Origin of the sequence: Roseovarius sp. MMSF_3359 (assembly GCF_030733385.1) — a bacterium.
Taxonomy (GTDB): domain Bacteria; phylum Pseudomonadota; class Alphaproteobacteria; order Rhodobacterales; family Rhodobacteraceae; genus Roseovarius.
On record NZ_JASHJC010000003.1, the window covers coordinates 87930 to 108489 of the forward strand.

The 20560-nt window shown below is 62.9% G+C and carries 18 protein-coding genes; 15 read left to right on the forward strand and 3 right to left on the reverse strand.

The genetic code is table 11. The features are described 5' to 3' along the window. Window positions 1–54: 54 nt before the first annotated feature. A complete protein-coding gene (locus RBB29_RS05485) occupies window positions 55–1692 on the reverse strand; it encodes a SulP family inorganic anion transporter (RefSeq protein ID WP_306121106.1) in 1638 nt (545 codons plus the stop codon). A gap of 198 nt (window positions 1693–1890) precedes the next feature. On the opposite strand from RBB29_RS05485, the gene RBB29_RS05490 reads away from it, so the two are divergent. From RBB29_RS05490 to RBB29_RS05510, 5 genes are all read left to right on the forward strand, one after another. Further along, on the forward strand, window positions 1891–2778 hold the full coding sequence (locus tag RBB29_RS05490; protein WP_306113554.1) for an S-methyl-5'-thioadenosine phosphorylase: 888 nt from the start codon (window positions 1891–1893) through the stop codon (window positions 2776–2778). Window position 2779: 1 nt separating this feature from the next. Continuing rightward, window positions 2780–3406: a LysE family translocator gene (locus RBB29_RS05495; protein WP_306113555.1), complete on the forward strand. Its 627-nt coding sequence runs from the start codon at window positions 2780–2782 to the stop codon at window positions 3404–3406. After that, the gene (locus RBB29_RS05500) at window positions 3403–4686 is read left to right on the forward strand and encodes a DoxX-like family protein (protein ID WP_306113556.1); all 1284 of its coding nucleotides are present in this window, start codon (window positions 3403–3405) and stop codon (window positions 4684–4686) included. The genes RBB29_RS05495 and RBB29_RS05500 overlap by 4 nt, the downstream gene beginning before the upstream one ends. A gap of 2 nt (window positions 4687–4688) precedes the next feature. Beyond that, window positions 4689–5162 carry a DUF2269 domain-containing protein gene (locus RBB29_RS05505; protein ID WP_306113557.1) on the forward strand — a complete coding sequence of 158 codons (474 nt, stop codon included), beginning with the start codon at window positions 4689–4691 and terminating at the stop codon, window positions 5160–5162. 65 nt (window positions 5163–5227) lie between these two features. Beyond that, the gene (locus RBB29_RS05510; RefSeq protein WP_306113558.1) at window positions 5228–5767 is read left to right on the forward strand and encodes an adenine phosphoribosyltransferase; all 540 of its coding nucleotides are present in this window, start codon (window positions 5228–5230) and stop codon (window positions 5765–5767) included. A gap of 192 nt (window positions 5768–5959) precedes the next feature. Here the strand turns inward: RBB29_RS05510 and RBB29_RS05515 are convergent, their stop codons facing one another. Beyond that, the gene (locus tag RBB29_RS05515; RefSeq protein WP_306113837.1) at window positions 5960–6973 is read right to left on the reverse strand and encodes an NAD-dependent epimerase/dehydratase family protein; all 1014 of its coding nucleotides are present in this window, start codon (window positions 6971–6973) and stop codon (window positions 5960–5962) included. A gap of 159 nt (window positions 6974–7132) precedes the next feature. Between RBB29_RS05515 and RBB29_RS05520 the strand changes: the two genes are divergently transcribed. The 7 genes from RBB29_RS05520 to RBB29_RS05550 all read left to right on the forward strand — a co-directional run bounded on the left by RBB29_RS05520 (window position 7133) and on the right by RBB29_RS05550 (window position 15227). Next, a complete protein-coding gene (locus tag RBB29_RS05520) occupies window positions 7133–8011 on the forward strand; it encodes a LysR family transcriptional regulator (RefSeq protein ID WP_306113559.1) in 879 nt (292 codons plus the stop codon). A gap of 114 nt (window positions 8012–8125) precedes the next feature. Continuing rightward, window positions 8126–9577, forward strand: a complete 1452-nt coding sequence (locus RBB29_RS05525; RefSeq protein ID WP_306113560.1) for an aldehyde dehydrogenase family protein — start codon at window positions 8126–8128, stop codon at window positions 9575–9577. Further along, window positions 9574–10560: a membrane dipeptidase gene (locus RBB29_RS05530; RefSeq protein ID WP_306113561.1), complete on the forward strand. Its 987-nt coding sequence runs from the start codon at window positions 9574–9576 to the stop codon at window positions 10558–10560. The genes RBB29_RS05525 and RBB29_RS05530 overlap by 4 nt, the downstream gene beginning before the upstream one ends. 43 nt (window positions 10561–10603) lie before the next feature. Beyond that, complete coding sequence (locus RBB29_RS05535; RefSeq protein ID WP_306113562.1) at window positions 10604–12301, forward strand: hypothetical protein; 1698 nt, start codon at window positions 10604–10606, stop codon at window positions 12299–12301. Continuing rightward, window positions 12298–12951 carry a DUF3726 domain-containing protein gene (locus RBB29_RS05540; protein WP_306113563.1) on the forward strand — a complete coding sequence of 218 codons (654 nt, stop codon included), beginning with the start codon at window positions 12298–12300 and terminating at the stop codon, window positions 12949–12951. The genes RBB29_RS05535 and RBB29_RS05540 overlap by 4 nt, the downstream gene beginning before the upstream one ends. A 214-nt stretch (window positions 12952–13165) precedes the next feature. Next, window positions 13166–14035 (forward strand): DUF2189 domain-containing protein, encoded by an 870-nt coding sequence (locus RBB29_RS05545; RefSeq protein ID WP_306113564.1) that lies wholly within the window; start codon window positions 13166–13168, stop codon window positions 14033–14035. A gap of 151 nt (window positions 14036–14186) precedes the next feature. Continuing rightward, a complete protein-coding gene (locus tag RBB29_RS05550; RefSeq protein WP_306121107.1) occupies window positions 14187–15227 on the forward strand; it encodes a proline racemase family protein in 1041 nt (346 codons plus the stop codon). Window positions 15228–15233: 6 nt separating this feature from the next. Here the strand turns inward: RBB29_RS05550 and RBB29_RS05555 are convergent, their stop codons facing one another. Beyond that, entirely contained in the window at window positions 15234–15818 is a 585-nt protein-coding gene (locus RBB29_RS05555) for a riboflavin synthase (RefSeq protein WP_306113566.1), read from the reverse strand. 183 nt (window positions 15819–16001) lie between these two features. On the opposite strand from RBB29_RS05555, the gene RBB29_RS05560 reads away from it, so the two are divergent. The 3 genes from RBB29_RS05560 (at window position 16002) to RBB29_RS05570 (ending at window position 20557) form a co-directional block, all read left to right on the forward strand. Then, window positions 16002–17294 (forward strand): capsule biosynthesis protein, encoded by a 1293-nt coding sequence (locus RBB29_RS05560; RefSeq protein ID WP_306113567.1) that lies wholly within the window; start codon window positions 16002–16004, stop codon window positions 17292–17294. Between the two features lie 156 nt (window positions 17295–17450). Then, window positions 17451–18539 (forward strand): polysaccharide biosynthesis/export family protein, encoded by a 1089-nt coding sequence (locus tag RBB29_RS05565; protein ID WP_371931441.1) that lies wholly within the window; start codon window positions 17451–17453, stop codon window positions 18537–18539. Further along, window positions 18539–20557 (forward strand): capsular polysaccharide biosynthesis protein, encoded by a 2019-nt coding sequence (locus tag RBB29_RS05570; protein WP_306113569.1) that lies wholly within the window; start codon window positions 18539–18541, stop codon window positions 20555–20557. Before RBB29_RS05565 ends, RBB29_RS05570 begins: the two co-directional genes overlap by 1 nt. The last annotated feature ends 3 nt before the right edge of the window (window positions 20558–20560 follow it).

The window sequence follows — 20560 nt, forward strand, 5'->3', positions numbered from 1 at the left end:
GCGTATATCTTACCAACAGCCAACCAACCCAAATCGCGCTGCTCCAAACAGCCCTCAGTGGCCCGCCCCCAGCACACCGGTCCGCACCCCGTAATCCACGGCGATCTCGTAATCCGGGTCATCGTCGCTATCAACCATGAGGTGGCCCGCCTTGGTCAGCAGCCGATGACAATCGCGGCTGAGGTGGCGCAGCATGATGCGTTTGCCCGCCGCCTCGTACTTGAGGGCTATCGCCTCAATTGCCTGCAATGCGGACTGGTCCACAACCCGGCTGGCGGCAAAATCAACGATCACAACATCCGGATCATCTGACACCTTGAAAAGCTCGGAAAATCCTTCCGCCGAGCCGAAGAACAGCGGCCCCTGGATTTCATAGACCTTGGCGCCGGTCTCCGTCACGGAGTCGCGCTCGATCGCATGGATGCGCGTGGCATTGTTCCAGGCATAGGTCAGGGCCGACACGATCACGCCCACGACCACCGCGATGGCCAGGTCGTATTTCACCGTGACCACTGTCACCAGCACGATCACCGCCGCGTCGGAGAAAGGCACTTTGCGCAGGATGGTCAGGGAGTTCCAGGCAAACGTACCGATCACCACCATGAACATCACGCCCACAAGTGCTGCGAGCGGGATCTGCTCGATCAACGGTGCTGCAAAGAGGATGAAGATCAGCAGGAATAGCGCCGCTGCGATCCCGGCAATCCGCGTGCGCCCGCCGGATTTCACGTTAATCATCGACTGCCCTATCATCGCGCAACCGCCCATGCCGCCAAAGAAGCCGGTGACCGTATTGGCGATGCCCTGTGCAATACATTCCTGGCTGGCCCCGCCGCGCTTGCCGGTCATCTCACCGACAAGGTTCAGCGTCAGAAGGCTTTCGATCAGGCCGATTGCCGCGAGGATCACCGCATAAGGCAGGATGATCTCAAACGTCTCGAAAGTCAGCGGCACCATGGGCAGATGGAATTCGGGCAGCCCGCCCTTGATCGAGGCCAGATCGCCCACCCGAGGCACCTCGAGGCCCATGGCGATGACCAGCCCTGCGACGACGCCGATCCCGGCCAGGGGCGCGGGGATGATACGTGTGATCCGCGGCATCACCCAGATGATCGCCATGGTCAACGCCACCAGGCCCAGCATGGTATAAAGCTCCGCCCCGGCGAGCCATTCGCCGCCGCCCATGCCGTGACCGGTGTTCTCCATCGAGCCCGGCACCTTGAACTGCCCCAATTGCGCCAGGAAGATCACGATGGCCAGCCCGTTCACGAAGCCCAACATGACCGGATGTGGCACCAGCCGGATGAATTTACCCCATCGGAGCGCCCCTGCGATGATCTGCAAAAGACCCATCAAGACCACGGTCGCAAAGAGATATTCGACCCCGTGCTGCGCCACCAGCGCCACCATCACAACGGCCAAGGCACCAGTCGCCCCCGAGATCATGCCAGGCCGCCCGCCAATGAGCGCGGTGATCAACCCCACCAGAAACGCCGCGTAGAGCCCAACCAGCGGATGTACCCCCGCGACGAAGGCAAAGGCCACCGCCTCGGGCACCAGCGCCAGCGCCACGGTCAGCCCCGACAACAACTCAATCCTGAGCCGCCCGACGCTCAGCGTCTCATCCTCCATGATCCGAAGGTCGGGCATGGAGATATTGTTAGCAAAAGCTGCCAGAATTGCGTGTTTCAAGGAAGAAATCCTGCTGGTGTCGTTGCGCGCGAACCGCCCCATTACAAGGCCACACCGGAAATGACCAGCCACAAGATGGGGAAGCCGTCATGTGCTGCGGCCATACCACGGGCCGGTGTGGCGGCGATGCCCATATCACCCATTTCCTTTCGCAGAATGCGGACGTATCAATAGGGTCGAAAGACTAACGGAGGGATAATGAACGAGACCATCATTGGCATCATCGGCGGCTCCGGTGTCTATGAAATCGACGGGCTGGAAGGGGCCGAATGGGTCCGGCAGGAAAGCCCCTGGGGCGCGCCGTCGGATGAGATCCTGACCGGGGCGCTTGGCGGGGTGCGCATGGCGTTTCTGCCGCGTCATGGGCGGGGGCATGTGCATTCGCCAACGACCGTCCCCTACCGTGCGAATATCGACGCCCTCAAACGCCTGGGCGTGACCGATGTTATCAGCGTGTCGGCCTGTGGCTCGTTCCGCGAAGAGATGGCGCCGGGCGATTTTGTCATTGTAGATCAGTTCATTGACCGGACTTTCGCGCGGGAAAAATCCTTCTTCGGTACCGGCTGCGTCGCCCATGTGAGCGTCGCCGAGCCGACCTGCCCGCGCCTGGGCGATGCCTGCGAGACCGCCGCCCGGGAGGCCGGGGTGACGGTGCACCGCGGCGGCACTTACCTCGCCATGGAAGGGCCGCAGTTTTCTACCCTGGCGGAGTCGAAGATGTACCGCGAGGTCTGGGGCTGCGACGTGATCGGCATGACCAACATGCCAGAGGCCAAACTCGCCCGCGAGGCCGAGCTCTGCTACGCATCCGTCGCGATGATTACCGACTATGATAGCTGGCATCCGGATCATGGCGAAGTGGATGTCACGCAGATCATTGCAACGCTCACGGGCAACGCCGGCAAGGCCCGTGACATGGTGGCCCGCCTGCCCGCACTGCTGGGCCCCGACCGGGCGCCCTGCCCGCATGGCTGTGACCGCGCCCTTGACTACGCCATCCTCACCGCCCCCGACGCGCGCGATCCCGCCCTGCTTGCCAAACTTGACGCGGTTGCTGGCCGCGTGCTTGCCCAAAAGGACACCTGACATGTCTCTCGAACTCTGGCTCACCTTCGTGGCGGCATCGACCGCGCTTCTGATGATCCCCGGCCCCACCGTTCTGCTGGTGCTGAGCTACGCGCTCAGCCAGGGGCGGCGGGTCGCGCTGGCCAGTGCGGCGGGCGTGGCCCTGGGCGATCTCATCGCCATGACAGCGTCGCTTCTGGGCCTTGGGGCGCTGGTGCTGGCCTCGGCCACGCTCTTTACCGCGCTTAAATGGATCGGGGCGATCTATCTGATCTGGATGGGTCTGAAATTGCTCCGCGCGCCGCGGTCGGAAGGGTTGGACACCGTCGCGACCGCCGACACAACCCCGCGCAAGGTCTTTGGCCACACCGCGGCGGTCACCGCGCTGAACCCGAAATCCATCGCTTTCTTCATCGCCTTCGTCCCGCAATTCGTGAGCGTCAGCGCACCGCTCGCGCCGCAATTCGCCATCCTGATCGCCACATTCGTGGGGCTCGCGGCCCTGAACGCGCTAACCTTTGCGCTCTTGGCGGACCGGCTGCGCATGACGATCAAACGACCCGCTGTCATCACCTGGCTGACCCGTAGCGGTGGCGTGGCGCTTGTTGGCATGGGCGTCATGACCGCGACGCTGCGCCGGGCCTCATGATCGGCACACCCGGCACGGTTCTGATCCTCGGGGCCGACGGGTTCATCGGGCGCCATATCGCCTTTGGCCTGCGCAATCAGGGCTGGCAGGTAATCGCCTCGGCCCGCCGCACCAAGCGTTTGGCGCAGATGGGGTTCAAAACGCTCAAGGCGGACCTGACCGCGCCGCGCGCCGCTGATCCGGCCTTCTGGCGGCCTCATCTGGGCGCGGTGACGCATCTGGTAAACGCCGCGGGCGTCCTCAGCGCGTCGGACGTGATCTGCGAAGCGGTGCATGTATCAGCCCCCGAGGCGGTCTATCAGGCGCTGCCCGACGGTGCGCGGGGCCTGTTGATCTCGGCCGTGGGCATTGACGAGGCCGAGACCGATTTCGCGGTTTTCCGGCGCGCGGGCGAAGAAATCGCATCACGGCACGACGTCTCTATCCTGCGCCCCGGGCTGGTGCTGGGGGATACGTCCTATGGCGGCTCTTCCCTGATGCGGGCGCTTGCGGCCATGCCGCTGCTGATGCCAGCGGTGGGCAAGGGACAACAGGTGTTCAACCCCATTCATGCCAGCGACCTCACCGAGATGATCGCGCATCTGCTGCACCACCCGCCCCCGCCCGGTCCGCATGAGGTTGGCGGCCCCGAGGAAATCACGCTGGCCGAGATGTTGCGCGCGGTGCGGCGCTGGCTGGGGTTGCGCAAGGCGCCACTGTTCCGGTTGCCCCTGCCCCTTGCGCGGCTCATCGGTCGCATCGGGGATGCGATGCGCCTCGGCCCGATTTCCTCGACCGCTGTGACGCAACTGGAAACCAGCGTTCTGGCCCGCCCCGACACGGCGATCACCGCCTTGCCGGTCCAACCAAGGGGGTTTTCCGATTTCCTGGCGGCGCGGCCGGCGGGGACGCAGGATCTCTGGCACGCCCGGCTCTACCTGATGCGCCCGTTGCTGCGCCTCACCCTTGCCGCGCTATGGCTGGTCTCGGGGCTGATCGGCCTGACCCTGCCCGCCGCGCAGTTCCTGCCGTTGATCCCCGAGGCCAGCGCAAGCGACATGACGCTGACCCTCCTCGCCCGGCTGGGCGGTCTGGCGGATATCGCCATCGCCCTCGCACTGCTGCGCGGTTGGCGGCCGCAGCTGATGGCCGGTGTGCAGGGGGTGATGATCGCGCTTTATACGGTGGCGTTTTCATGGCTCGCCCCTGCGCTCTGGCTCTTGCCCCTTGGCGGATTGCTCAAGAACATCCCGCTGCTGGCGCTGATTGCCGTCCAGGCGATCCTTGAGGATGAGAGGTAGCCATGGACCCCTACCTGATCGCGAAATGGCTGCATGTCCTCAGCTCGACAGTGCTTTTCGGCACCGGCATGGGCACGGCGTTCCAGATGGTCTGGGCCATGCGAACGGGCCGGGTTGAGACGATCCATTCGGTGTCGTCGGGCGTCGTTGTTGCCGATTGGCTCTTCACCACGCCTGCCGGGGTGATCCAGCCGTTGACCGGGCTGTGGCTCGTCTATCTGACCGGGTACTCGCTGTGGGAGCCATGGCTGATCGCGACCTACGCGCTCTATGGTCTCGCGTTCATCTGCTGGGCGCCGGTCGTGCATATGCAGATCCGTATCCGCAATCTCGCGCGGGCGGCCTTGTCCGGTGGCGAAAGCGGGGCCGAGGCCATGGCCCGCCTCTATCGCTGGTGGTTTCGCCTGGGCTGGCCCGCCTTCGGGTCGATGATCTTGATCTTCTGGCTGATGATCGCGAAACCCGAGCTATGGTAGAGGTCCCTTGCGTGCATCCGCGCTTTCGGCGAAACCGGTAGGGGGACAACAGCGGAGAGCGCATGATGGCACAGGTGAAATCGGTCAAGGATTACATTCGCACGATCGTGGATTTTCCGCATGAGGGGATCATGTTCCGCGATGTCACCACGCTCTTTGCCGATCCGCGCGGGTTTCGCATGGCGATCGACCAGATGCTGCACCCCTACGCGGGGATGCAGATCGACAAGGTCGTGGGGCTCGAAGCACGCGGGTTCATCCTCGGCGGGGCCATTGCGCATCAGCTCAGCAAGGGGTTCGTGCCCATTCGCAAAAAGGGCAAGCTACCCGGTCAGACCATCAGCCAGGGGTATCAGCTTGAATACGGCGAGGCGGTTGTCGAAGTGCATGACGACGCCATCGACGCGGGCGAGAAGATCCTTTTGGTCGACGACCTGCTGGCCACCGGCGGGACCGCCGAGGCGGGCATCAAACTGATCGAAAGGCTGGGCGGTGAAATCATCGGCTGTGCCTTTGTCGTCGACCTGCCGGACCTCGGCGGGCGCGGGCGGCTTGAGGCGCTTGGCATGGATGTCCACGCCCTCTGCGCTTTCGAGGGTGAATGACGCGCGCACCTTTTGGCGCAATCAACCCACCTGCCCCGATGGTGGCTCTCCACTCCGCTTAAGGTTTTGATAACCACTCGCGCCTAGGGTCAGGGTGCCGATATTTTTGCGGCACTGCTTGCAACGATCTAACGGGATCGGTTACCGCACCCTGCTTCCCCCCTCCTTGGCAGGGTGCGGTTTCTTCTCTGGTTACTTCTGATAATAGTCGCGGAACCACCGTACAAAGGCGGCGATGCCATCGCGAAAATCCGTGCGCGGTGCATATCCGGTGAGTTCGCGCAAAAGACGCGCATCGGCCCATGTGGCCGGTACATCGCCTTTCTGCATTTCCATGTAATTGCGCTGCGCGGCAATGCCCAGCTCCGCCTCGATCGCATCGACGAAATCGCCAAGCCGAACCTTGTCCGAGTTGCCGATATTCACGACTCGGTAGGGCGCCACCGGTGAAAGACTGTCCCATTCGGGGATATCGTCCGGCCCATCGGGCCGCACCGGAGCCGCATCCATCAGCAACCGAATCCCCCGCACCAGATCGTCCACATAGGTAAAATCGCGGTACATGTCGCCGTGGTTGTAGATGTCGATCGGGCGCCCATCGAGGATCGCATCGACGAACTTGAAAAGCGCCATGTCGGGCCGGCCCCAGGGGCCATAGACGGTGAAAAACCGGAACATCGTCGTGGGCAGGTTCCACAGATGGGCATAGGAATGCCCCATCGCCTCGGTCGCCTTCTTGGTGGCCGCATAGATCGTCATCGGGCTGTCGGCCTTGTGGGTTTCGGCATAGGGCATCGCGGTATTGGCGCCATAGACGGACGAGGTCGAGGCCATCAGCAGATGCGATACCGCGTTGCGCCGCGCGGCCTCCATCACGTTGAACGTGCCGGTGACGTTGGCGTCGATGTAAGCCCGCGGATTTTCAAGCGAATAGCGGACGCCCGCCTGCGCGGCCAGGTGCACGATGACGTCCGGCGCAAACCCGTCAATGGCCCGGTCCAGCGTATCGCGATCCTCCAACATGCCTTCGGTTGCGGCGAATCCGGGGCTTTGCAGCAGGACCTGATGCCGCCGACGCTTGAGCGTGACATCGTAGTAATCGGTCATGCCGTCGAAGCCATGGACCTGCATGCCTTGATCCAACAAAAGCCGTGCCAGATGAAAGCCGATGAAACCGGCCGTGCCTGTGATGAAGATGCGTGTCATCGGTGCCTTTTCGCTGGATACCGCGTCCAGCGATAGCCGCTGCACCGCAACCGGACAACCCCGGTTTCGCAGCCAGCGTACCGCCTTTGGGATTGACATCATTTTACCATTTGTTAAGATAATGTCGTTTTAAACATCCAAAATACAGGAAATCTGAACTTGGCGATCAAGATCGAAATGCTTCGCTGTTTCCGCGCGGCGGCCGACCACGGCAGTCTTGCCGACGCGGCGCAGCAGCTTGGCCGAACCTCTTCGGCCGTTTCGATGATGCTGCGCCAATTCGAGGATCATATCGGCGCCCCCCTGTTTGAAAGCGCGCGGAAATCGCGCCTGACGCCCCTGGGTGAAATGGTTCTGGTTGAAGCGCGGCGCGAATTGGAACATTTCGATCGGACCGTGAAGTCGATCGAGGGGATGTCCCGCGCGGAGCAGGGTCAGGTGCGTCTGGCGGTGACACCGTCCGTCGCGCAAGCGATCCTGCCGAAGATCCTGCAGGATTTCATGCGTCGTCATCCGGGCGTTCAGATCGACATGCGCGACACCGACAGCGCTTCGGTGCAGCGCGAACTGACCTCTGAGCGGGCCGATATCGGCATGGCGACCCTTCGGCAGATGCCCGGCTTTGACCGGGAGTTGATCTTTTCCGACCGGTTCGGTGTTGTTTGCCCGGTCGACAGCCCGCTGGCACGCAATTGGTCGGAACTGACCTGGAAGGACATCGAGGGGATGAATTTCATCGCCAACGGTCTGTGCTTCAACATTGCCGATGAAGGCTTCGCGCCGATCCTGAACGCGTCGAACCTGATGGTGCCCAACACCGCCTCGATCCTGAGCCTTGTGCGCGCAGGCGTCGGCATCACCATCCTGCCGGAACTGGCCGTGCTGCCGGAATTCCTGGATCTTGAGTTTCTGCCCCTGGTCGACTGCTCTGCCCGGCGCGAGGTGTGGATGGTCACACCATCCGGTCACATGCTGACACCGGCAGCACAGGCCATGGCCGATGCCATCCGAAATGCCGACATCCCGATCAATCACTGATCTTTCAGATTTTCTGAATTTCCATAAACTAATTCGCGTTTGATTGAATGATCCCGATATGGTGTAATCGCTTCGGGTTTTTTGCCAACAGCAGACGCACAAAGAGGACAACACATGGGCCAGACACAGCACAACTTCATCACGGGGAAATGGGTCGCCGGCACCGGTGAGGTCGAAAACCGCAATCCATCGGACCTGAGTGATCTGATTGGCGTCTACGCGCAGGCCAGCGGCGATCAACTCGAAGAGGCGTTGGATGCCGCCGCCGCCGCTCAGAAGGAATGGGCAGGCTACGGCATGGAGCGCAAGCAGGCGGTGCTGATGGCCATTGGCAACGAGTTGATGGCCCGCGCCGAAGAGCTTGGCACGCTCCTGAGCCGCGAGGAAGGCAAACCGCTCGCCGAGGGCAAGGGCGAGGTCTTCCGCGCCGGTCAGTTCTTTACCTATTACGCTGCTGAATGCTTGCGGCAACTGGGCGAAAACGCCGACAGTGTCCGCCCGGGCATCGAGGTCGATGTGCGCCGCGAACCGATCGGCACCGTGGCCATCATCAGCCCCTGGAACTTCCCCACAGCCACCGCAAGTTGGAAGATCGCGCCCGCACTTTGCTACGGCAACGCGGTGATCTGGAAGCCCGCCAACGTGACCCCCGCCTCTGCCGTGGCCCTGACCGAGATCATCAGCCGTCAGGACATCCCCGCAGGCCTTTTCAATCTCGTGATGGGTGCGGGCCGCGACGTGGGTCAACGGTTGGTGGACAGCCCAAAGATCAACGCGATTTCCTTCACCGGGTCTGTTCCCGTGGGCAAGGGCATCGCCGCCTCGGCGGTGCAGAACCTGACCAAAGTGCAGCTTGAGATGGGCAGCAAGAACGCGCTTGCCGTCATGGATGATGGCGATATCGACCTGGCCGTCACCCTGGCCCTTGGCGGCGCCTTTGGCGGCTCGGGGCAGAAATGCACCGCCTCCTCGCGCCTGATCGTCCACGCAGGGGTGCATGACGCCTTTGTCGAAAAGCTCATCAAAGGCGCCGAGGCGATGAAGGTCGACCACGCACTGGCCGACGGCACGCAAATCGGCCCGGTGGTCAGCGAACAGCAATTGGGTGAAAACCTCGCCTATGTCGATCTGGGCAAATCCGAAGGGGCCGAGCTGGCCTGTGGCGGTGTCCGGGTCGAGCGTGCGACCGAAGGCTATTACATGACCCCGGGCGTTTTCCTTAATACAAACAACGACATGCGCATCAACCGCGAAGAGATGTTCGCGCCTTTGGCCGCCGTCATCAAGGTCGACAGCTATGACGAGGCGCTGGCCACGGTCAACGACACCAATTTCGGCCTGACCGCCGGGATCGTGACGCAAAACCTCGCCCGCGCCACCCATTTCCGCCGCAACGCCCGCACCGGGGTTGTGACCGTCAACCTGCCCACCGCCGGGACCGACTACCACGTCCCCTTCGGCGGGCGCGGCGACAGCTCTTACGGCCCCCGCGAGCAAGGCACCTATGCCAAGGAATTCTACACCACGGTCAAGACCGCTTACATCTCGGCGGGCACGCCTGAATGACCTACCTGATCGACAACCTGCAATATGCGAACTGGTCCGAGAAGATCTTTCGCGAGATGCGCGAGGGCGGCGTGGACGCGGTCCATGTCACCATCTCGTATCATGAGAATTTCCGTGAAACTGTCCTGAACTTCGAGAAATGGAACCGCTGGTTCGAGCAATTCCCGGACCTGATCTTTCATGGCCAGTGGGGCAGCGATGTACGCCGCGCCCGGGAAACCGGCCGCACGGCGATCTTCTTCGGCTTTCAGAACCCCTCGCCCATCGAGGACGATATCGGCCTTGTCGAAATTGTGCACAAGCTCGGCGCGCGGTTCATGCAGCTTACCTACAACAACCAGTCGCTGCTGGCGACGGGCTGCTACGAGGCCGAGGATACCGGCATCACCCGTATGGGCCGCCAGGTCATCAAGGAGATGAACCGCGTCGGCCTGGTGGTGGACATGAGCCATTCCGCCGACCGCTCGACCATCGAAGCGGCGGAGATCTCCGAGCGCCCGATCACCATCACCCATGCCAACCTCCATTCCTGGCAACCTGCCCTGCGCAACAAGCGCGATGACGTGGTGCGCGCGGTCGTGGAAAATGGCGGTATGATGGGCTTTTCGATGTATCCCCATCACCTAAAGGACAAATCCGACTGCACGGTCGAGAGCTTCTGCGAGATGATCGCGCGGGCCGCCGAAACCTTCGGGGCCGCGCATTTCGGCATCGGCAGCGACCTTTGCCAGGATCAGCCCGACAGCATCGTCGAATGGATGCGCGTGGGCCGCTGGTCCAAGGAAATCGACTATGGTGAAGGATCGGCCAGCGCGCCGGGCTTCCCGCCGCAGCCCAATTGGTTCAAGGACAACCGCGATTTCGGCAATATCGAAGCGGGCCTGCGCAAGATCGGATTCAGCGACGAAGAGGTCGCCGGCGTGATGGGCGATAACTGGCTGCGCTTTTACGACGAAAATTTTGGTCCGGTACAGGCAAGCTGACGAAAACACTCTATATCTGCCCGCATAGACCAGGAGGACGACCATGCACGAACCAAGCCCCGACCGCACCATCGCCCCCCGCGACCCTGCCGTCGTCATGCGGCTGGATCGGCTTGGATCGTTCCATCAATCGCGGCTGTCGTTCATACGGGTGCTGCTGCGCCGCCTGAAAGCGCAGGACTGGACTTTCGAACGTGCCCGGTTTGACATCAATGACCTTGGCGTTGGCCACGCGGTCTATACCGCCCATGGGCCGGAGCGGAGCTATTCCCTCGTGGCCTTCGCCAACGACCTGCCGCCGGAGAAACGCTCGGACCGGGTGATTGCCACGGAATGGGACGCGACCTTCACACTGTTTGACGGCATCCCAGACGAGGCCGATATTGAGCGTCTGTCCCGCAACGTCCCCAAACAAGAGGCGGGACGGGTCAGCGAAAAGGAACTGTCGCTCAGCCGGGCCAACCGTTCCGTGCGTCTTTGGGATTACGTGGTCGATGCCCTGTCACGCGGGGTTCAGCCCGATCTCGAAAAGGTCGAGGCGGTGGGATACCTGATGCGCACCACCGCGGTCTATGGCTCGGGTAAATTCGGTGCCGCCGACCGTGAACAATCCGCCAACCGGCCCGAATGCCAGGGGCCGTTCCAGATCGAGATGCTGTCGGTCTTCCTCACCCGCGCTTTTGTCATGGACCTGGTGGAGTACATGGCCAAACTGCGCGCGCCTGAGACGGCGGTGACGCTCGACCCGGCCCTGCGCCGCCGGTTTGGCATCGGCAACTCCACCGGCCTTGGCATGGCGCCGTTTCTATTGAACCACCCCGCCCTTATCAGCAACTGGATCCATGCCCGCGAAGAGGCGCTGGCGCGGATCAGGTCATTGCCGACCGCCAGCGAGGAAGACGCGCAGGCGTTTCGCGATTTCGCCGCGCGGGCGCAGTTGCATTCCAATTACTGGACGTCCGAACACCCGGTGCAGGTCGAAAAGCTCAGCGATCTCCGCGCCGACATGGAAGCCCTGCGCGCACACCTGGAAACCGCCGATCTAATGGGCGACCACCCCTGGAATCGCCTCTGGCTCTGGGCGGAGGGCGCTCTGTCGCTTGAGGGACAGGAACAGCTCGCCTCGCTCCTGATGGAACCTTACGGTGATCTCGTGGACGGCCTCAGCGATTGCATGTCCGCCGACGAGGCGCGGTTTTACCGCATCGACGGGTCGATGTCGGTGAGCCGGCTGAAAGCCCTGATCGAAGATATCTATGCCTGGGCGCTCGAAACCGACTGGACCGATCCAGCGGCACAGGCCCGCGTCTGGTACGTGTCTGAGGAAAAGCTGGAACCGCGCATGGGCGAACGCTTTGAGGAGCCGATTGAGCCTTATGAGCAGCCGCTCTGCCCAGGCCGCGATGCCGCACGCATGTATGCTGACCTGAAGGATTTCGACGACGGGCCGATTGCCGCCTTCCTGCTGCGCCACCCCGAACATCGTCACGTGGTGCGCCGGGCGCAGATCGCCGCCAAGCACCCCTATGCGGAAATCCGCGACAACACGATCAGCGCGTCGGTAATGCCGATCGACCTTCTACGCGCGAAACTTTCCTTCTTCGGGGCCTGCCATTTCGACCCGCGTTCCGATCGGTGGGTGCGGATCAACATGTTCCAACACGCGCCCTTCCCGCACGAATTGGCCACCGGTAATGCCGATGACTGGACATACCCTTACCTAAAGGGCTCCGAGGGATGAGTTGGTCCCTGAACGAGGTTGAAGGGCTGGCGCGCAAGGCCGCGCGGGGATCGGGCCTGAGCTGGGGTCTGGCGGAGGAGGCCGGGAAATCCACGCGCTGGCTGATGGCCGCCGGGATGCCGGGTGCGGAATCGCTCGCGGGACTTCTGACCCAGAATGATGGCCTGACCTATGGCGCGCTTTGCCCGGTCGATACCGAGGATGAATGGCAGGCCGAGGATGGCGGCGCCCTCTGCCCGCTGATCTCGGGGGCGGTGATCTGCGATCACGCGGCGGAAATCGCCAAGGGGGACGGGATCAAACTCAAGACCACGTCCTTTCCGATCCTGCTGCTGCCCTTTGCCGCCGGCGCCGCGGCGCTGACCGGGCAGGAGATGGAGGTCACGTGGGCTGGTTGTGCGGTCACGCTCGGCCCCGAGGGCGAAATCCAGGTGGATGACATGTCTGGCCTCGAGACGGCGCAGGCCACGGCGGTGAAGATCCGCGCGGCCACGGGCGAGCGGGCGAGCGCACGGGAAAAGGTGACCCGTTGCGATATCCCTGCCGATGTTGTGACCACGCTTGGCAATTTCGCGCATCGGACCTATGCCCCCGACACGCCCGAAAGCCGCCTGGCGGGTGCGGGTGCGGGCCTGACCGATAACGACTGAGATCCCGGCCATCCAAATGGGCGAAATCAATTTAACTTCAACAACTTACCACCTACCCACGAAGCCAGTTCCGAAATCGTGACCCGCAGAGCGCGCAAAATCTGCTATACTCAACCATAGATGGGTCGGCGCACCGCGCCTGGCAACCGTCCTGCAGATATCAGCCCGGGATGGGCGATCACTGTCCTCCTGAGCGGAAGATCGGGAGAAAATCATGGTAAAAACAATAGGAAATCCGCTGACCTGGGCCGCCGACGCGGTCTTTGGCACAAGCCGCAGCCTCGGCGCGGCAACAGAGGCGATGGCAAGCCACGAGACGACGCCACCTGCAACACGCTCTATCACGGACGCCGATATCCGCGGTGCGCTGCGCAAGGGGTATGATGACTTCAAGACGTTTCGGAGCGATGTCATGTTCCTGGTGGCGATCTACCCGTTGATCGGCATAGGCCTCATCGCCGTGGCGTCCAACCTGGCACTGCTGCCGCTTCTGTTTCCACTTGCTGCGGGATTTGCGCTTCTGGGGCCCGTTGCCGCCATTGGCCTTTACGAGATGAGCCGACGCCGCGAAGCCGGAGATGAGGTCGGCTGGGGTGCCGCACTAAACGCGCTCCGGGCGCATGTGGTGGGGCCGGTGATGGCCCTGGCGGTCTATCTCTTCGCAATGTTCGTGTTGTGGATTCTCGCCGCCATGTTGATCTATAGCGTGACCTTGGGACCGGAACCGCCCACGACGGTTTGGAGCTTTGCGCGGGACGTGCTGACCACCGGTGCGGGATGGCTGATGATCATCATCGGGATGGCCGTGGGCTTCATCTTTGCCGCCATCGTCCTCGTCGTGAGCATGGTATCCTTCCCGATGCTGATCGACCGGCGCGCGGGCATCCCGGTGGCGGTTGCCACATCGCTTCAGGTGGCGAAACAGAGCCCGGTCACCGTGGCCAAATGGGGGCTGATCGTGGCGGTGCTGATGGCGCTTGGATCGTTGCCGTTCTTCCTTGGCCTCATCATCGTGCTGCCGGTTCTGGGTCACGCGACATGGCACCTCTATCGTGCCGCGGTGCCACGCGCTGACCATGGCTGAAAACCAGGTCGGACCTTCGTGAACCCGCCCAGAAGGCGATGCGCTAACATATTGATTTTGCGTCATGTCCAGGCCGAAAATCGTTTCCGATTCATGCGTCATCGCTTTAGGGTGATCCAAAAAGCGGGGGACGAGGATGCGCAGCAGCAGAATGATCACGGCCGTCGAGGCCCATGCCGAGGGCGAGCCGGGCCGTGTCATCACCGGCGGCGTGCCGGATTTTCCCGGCGACAGCGTTTTCGAGAAAATGCAATGGATACAGGCACATGCGGACGATATACGGTTGCTGATGCTGCGGGAGCCGCGCGGGCAACCGGCGCTCTGCTGTAACATCCTGGTCCCGCCCTGTGATCCGCGGGCCGATGCAGGCTTCATCGTCATGGAGCAGACCGAATACCCGCCGATGTCCGGCTCCAACACGATCTGCGTCGTCACTGTCTTGCTGGAGACCGGCATTCTGCAGATGGTCGAACCGGTGACGGAACTGACCCTGGAGACGCCCGCGGGTCTCATCGCCGTGCAGGCCGAGTGCAGCGACGGCAAGGTGACCCGCGTGACATTCCGCAACGTACCCGCCTTCACCGTGCATCTGGATGCGCCGATTGAAGTGACAGGTCTCGGACAGATCCCTGTCGATATCGCCTGGGGCGGGATGTTCTATGTCCTCGCCAATGCGGACACCCTCGGCATCGACCTCGACGGTGCGAACGGGGCCGAGATCGTCAAGGTTTCGGAGGCGATCCGCGCCGCCGCTATCGACCAATTGCCGGTCACCCATCCCGAGAACCCCGAGATTACCGGCCCGACCATCACCAACCTTTGGGGCGCACCGATCACCCCGGACACCCATGGGCGCGGCGCCATCACCCTGTCGACCGGCGCGTTCGATCCCGAACGCCCCCACGCCCTGACCGGTATCCTGGATCGGTCCCCTTGCGGCACCGGCACCTGCGCCAAGATGGCCGTGCTTCATGCGCACGGGCAGCTCGACATCGGTCAGGACTACGTCAATGCCGGCCCCTTGGGCACGACCTTTACCGGCCGGATCGAAGAAGTCACGAGCATTGGCCCCTACCCGGCCATCGTGCCGACCATATCGGGTCAGGGGTGGATCTATGGCACGTCCAATTACATGGTCGATCCGACCGATCCGTTCCAGGACGGGTTCACCATCGGTGATATCTGGGGCTGAGCGGCCTCAAACCTCCGCCAGACGCGCCACATAGCGCGCCAGCGTGTCGATTTCGAGGTTGACGGGGTCCCCCACGGACGCGTCGCCCCAGGTGGTCATCTGCTTGGTATGGGGGATGAAATTGATCCCGAAATCGCAGTCATCGACCTCGTTCACCGTAAGCGACGTACCGTTGAGCGCGACGGACCCTTTCGGCGCAATGAACCGGGCCAGGTGCCTGGGCGCGCGCAGGGTCACGCGGGTGCTGTCGCCCTCATCGGCAATCGCCACGATCTCGGCCAGCCCGTCCACATGGCCCGATACGATATGCCCGCCCAGCTCGTCGCCGACCTTGAGCGCTCGTTCCAGGTTGATGCGGCTGCCGTCGGCCCATTTGCCAAGATTGGTCTTCGACAGGGTTTCCGCCGACACATCCACGTCGAACCAATCGTCACCAAGCGCCACGACCGTCAGGCACACCCCGTCGCAGGCAATCGACGCGCCAATATCAATCGAAGAGGTCTCGTAGGCCGTGCCGATCCGTGCCCGGAGATCGCCCCGTTGCGTCAAACCCTGAACCCTGCCGATATCGGTGATGATGCCCGTGAACATGGTCGTCTCCGCTTGTATTTTCGCAACAACTCTCGCCGGTTCTGCACATAACGTGATGCAAAATTAACCATACACGCTTTAGACTTACCACCGCGTGGAGGCAAGATGCGCCTCTCGTCCGGCCACATTTTTGCCCGATTTCGGCTTTATTGCGGCCATAACTGTTAACGAGCCGGTGTGTAAATGACTGTTTCGAGTGGAAAAGACCGGGTTTTCCTGTTCCTGCAAGGGCCGCATGGCCCGTTCTTCAGCAGGCTCGGAAAGATGTTGCGCGCCTCCGGCGCCGAGGTCTGGCGCGTGGGCTTCAACGCGGGCGATCAGTTCTTTTGGGGTGACCGGGCATCCTACATCCCCTTTCTCGATGATGCCGCCGCCTGGCCAGAGACCATCGCGGCGCTGATTGCGGACAAGAGCGTCACCGATATCGTGCTCTATGGCGATACCCGCCCGATCCATGCCCAGGCGATTACGGCGGCACGCCTTGCGGGGCTCACGATCCACGTCTTTGAAGAGGGGTATATGCGCCCCTACTGGGTGACCTATGAACGCGGTGGCACCAACGGGCATTCGCGCCTGATGGAGATGGGGATCGACGATATGCGCGCGGCGCTGGCACAGTCGGACATGGACGCCCCGTTGCCGCCCGCAAGCTGGGGCGACATGCGCGAACATATCTTCTACGGCGCGCTCTACCACGGACAGGTATTGCTCAGAAACCGCCGGTACCGCAATTTCCGCCCGCACCGGGCGCTTGGCGTACGGCAGGAATTCAAACTCTACCTGAAACGCCTGCTGCTGATGCCGTTTCAGGCGCTGGACCGCCATATCGCCACCACCCGTATCAAATATGGTGGCTTCCCTTATCACCTTGCCCTCCTGCAGCTTGAACACGACGCCTCGTTCCAGGCACATTCACCGTTTTCGACCATGACGGATTTCCTGAAAACCGCCGTGGAAGGGTTCGCCAAAGGGGCGCCACCCCATCATCACCTGGTGGTTAAGGCGCATCCGCTGGAAGATGGCCGCGCGCCGATCCGGCGGGAACTCAGACGCCTAGCCCGCGCCCATGGCATTGAAAAGCGGGTACATTATGTGCGCGGCGGCAAGCTCGCGCGACTTCTGGACGAGGCCCGTAGCGCAATCACGGTAAACTCCACCGCTGCGCAGCAAGTGCTTTGGCGCGGTATTCCGCTCAAGACCTTCGGGCAGGCGGTCTATGACAAACCCGAGTTTGTCTCCACGAAACCTCCGGCCGATTTCTTTGCCGGCGCGGCGCGGCCCGATCACAAGGCCTACCGCGATTACCGGCGTTTTTTGCTCGAAACCAGCCAGGTTGCGGGCGGTTTCTACTCGGCGAAAGGGCGTCGCCAATTGCTGCGGCAGGCAGTCGATATGATGCTGTCCGCGGACGATCCTTATGATGCGCTGAAATCCGGCACCGCGGCACCGCGGCAACAGTTGCGCGTCGTGAGCTAGGCCCATCTACGACAAACGCTGGATTTTATTCACAGATTCCGCTAGCTTTTGCCAAAAAAGAAGACCGAGGCAGTAAAAACAGGTCGAGGAGACCGAGCAGTGAACTCCCAATCCAAACGGTGGGCGAGACCCGTCGCCCTTTTGGTCGTTCTGGCCATGGTTGCGTCCTGTGGGACGCTTCCCCGCGTCGGACCGAACAAGCGTGAAATCTATGAAGGGTCTGTGCAACGCTCCGGCGATGCCTTTGTCGTCTCGGTCAATGACCGGGTGACACGCGCCACCGCCGTGCAACCCGCGCTTGGCTTTAGCCAGGGATTCCTCAACGCCTCGCCGCTCGGCGCCGATACGATCCGCCCCGGCGACACCCTTGGGCTGACGATCTGGGAAAACGTCGATGACGGCTTGCTGGCGGGCGCCTCCCAAAGCCAGACCGTGCTTGAAGAAGTGCAGGTTGACGGCGCCGGGTTCATCTTCGTGCCCTATGCGGGCCGTATCCGCGCCGCCGGGAACACCCCCGAAGCGATCCGCCGCATCATCACCGCCAAACTTGACGAGCAGACCCCCGACCCGCAGGTCGAAGTGCGCAGGCTGGCGGGCAACGGCTCCACCGTGTCGATCATCGGCGCGGTAAACGGCCAGGGCGTCTATCCGATCGAGGCCCCGACCCGGACGCTTTCCACCATGCTGGCCGCCGCCGGTGGTGTGGCAATCCCCCCCGAGGTGGCGCAGGTCAGCGTGATCCGGGGACAGCACCGATCCAAGGTCTGGTTCCAGGATCTCTTCAAACATCCCGAATTCGACATCGCCCTGCGGGGGGGTGACCGCATTCTGGTCGAACAGGACACCCGCGCCTTCACCGCCCTCGGGGCCACCGGCTCCCAGGCGCGTGTAACGTTTGAGACCCAGACCCTGAGCGCCATCGAAGCGATTGCGACCGTGGGCGGCCTGACCTCCAACATCGCCGATCCCACCGGCGTCTTCATCATGCGCAATGAGCCCGCCGAGATCGCCAATCAGGTGCTTGGCCGCAACGACCTCATCGGGGCGCAACGGGTGGTCTATGTGCTGGATCTGACGCAGCCCAACGGGATGTTCATGGCCCGTGATTTCGCCGTCCGGGACGATGACACGCTATACGTGACCGAGGCACCATTCGCGCAGTGGAGCAAAGTGATTTCGGCCCTGACCGGCACCCTTTCGGCCGTCGGTTCGGTATCGACCGCGGGCGACACGCTCGGGCAGTGATGTCCGACACGCATTCGGATGACCCCGCCGAGGCCACCGAGCCCCGGCGGGTTTTCTATTTCAACGCCGGTTTCCTGAAGCAACAGCGGATTCGCCGGATCATGGAACTGGCGGGCTATCCCCTGCAACTGGGCAAGCCGGGGCCCGACGACCTGATCGCGGTCTGGGGCCATTCGCCTTATGCCAAGCGAGGGGAGGCTGCGGCAGAGGCCACCGGTGCGGGGCTGATCCGGGTCGAAGATGCGTTCCTGCGCTCGCTCCATCCCGGTCGCGACGGAGAGCCGCCCATCGGGCTTCTGATCGACCAGCGCGGGGTGCATTTCGATAGCAGCCAGCCTTCCGATCTCGAACACCTCCTGGCCACGCATCCGCTGGACGACACCGCCCTGATGGACCGCGCGCGCGGGGCAATCGAGTATCTGCAAGAGGCCCATCTGAGCAAATATGCTGCGTTCGATCCCGCCACCCCCTGCCCCGATCCGGGCTATGTGCTGGTGATCGACCAGACCAGGGGCGATGCCAGCGTGACCCATGGCCAGGCCGACGCCAATACCTTCCGCGAGATGCTCTACTACGCGCAGGAGGACAACCCCGGCGCGCCGATCCTCATCAAGACCCACCCCGAGACCACAGCCGGGCACCGGACGGGTTACTTCGGACCCGAGGACCAATCCGACCGCGTGCGCCTGCTGGCCGATCTGGTCAGCCCCTGGGCGCTCTTCGAAGGGGCGGTGGCGGTCTATACGGTCAGTTCCACCATGGGGTTTGAGGCGATATTTGCAGGCCACCGTCCCAAGGTTTTCGGCCATCCCTTCTATGCCGGATGGGGCCTGACCGAGGACCGGCACCCGGTGGGATTGCCCCGCCGCGGCAGAAGCCTCAGCCGCGCGCAACTCTTTGCCGCGTCGATGATCCTTTATCCGGTCTGGTATGACCCTTACCGCGACCGCCTCTGTTCCCTTGAGGAGGCGATGGCGTCACTGGCAGCCACCTCCCGATGCTGGCGCGAAGATCATCGCGGCTGGTCGGCACAGGGGATGCGCCTGTGGAAACGGCGCCCGCTGCAGCAGTTCTTTGGCAGCCACCGAGCCATGCGGTTCGGTGCGGCCCGCCCCTCCGACACGCGGCGCGCGATGGTCTGGGCCAGTCATGCGGTGGACGCGCCCGATGCCGTTCGGATCGAGGACGGGTTCCTCCGCTCCCGCGGTCTCGGTGCCGAACTGGTGCCGCCCCTGTCTCTCGTCTGCGATGAGCAGGGCATCTATTACGATCCGTCTGGGTCCAGCCAGCTTGAGGACTTGATCGCCAAACGCGCCACCCTGCGCCCGGACCAGGAACGGCGCGCCGAACGGGTGATTGCCAGCCTCAACAAACGCGGCCTGTCGAAGTACAACCTCGGCGGCGATCCACCCGACCTGCCCTCGGGTCACCGCATCCTCGTCCCCGGACAGGTCGAAGACGACGCCTCTATCCGCCTCGGCGCGGGACCGATCCACACCAACCTCGCGCTGCTGCAAAAGGTACGGGCCGAGAACCCCGAGGCGGTCATTCTCTACAAGCCGCACCCGGATGTTGAAGCGGGCCTTCGGGCGGGCCACATCGCGCCTGCCGATGTGGACGATCTCGCCGATCTGGTTCTGGAACGTGCCGACCCCGCCGCGCTTTTTGCAGAGGTCGATGAGGTCTGGACCATGACCTCGCTTCTGGGATTCGAGGCACTTGTTCGCGGGGTGCCAGTAACCACTACCGGCGCGCCTTTTTATGCGGGATGGGGCCTCACACGCGATCTTGGCGATGTCCCCGGGCGGCGGCAGGCCAGGCCGTACCTGACCGGGCTGGTGCATGCCTGCCTGATCGACTATCCGCGCTACCACGACCCCGTGACCAACACCCCCTGCCCGGTCGAAGTGGCCATTGATCGTCTGGCCAGCGGAGACGTGCCGCATCCCGGCACGGCCAACAGGCTTCTATCGAAACTCCAGGGGTTGTTTGCCTCCTACGCGGGGCTCTGGCGCTAGCGC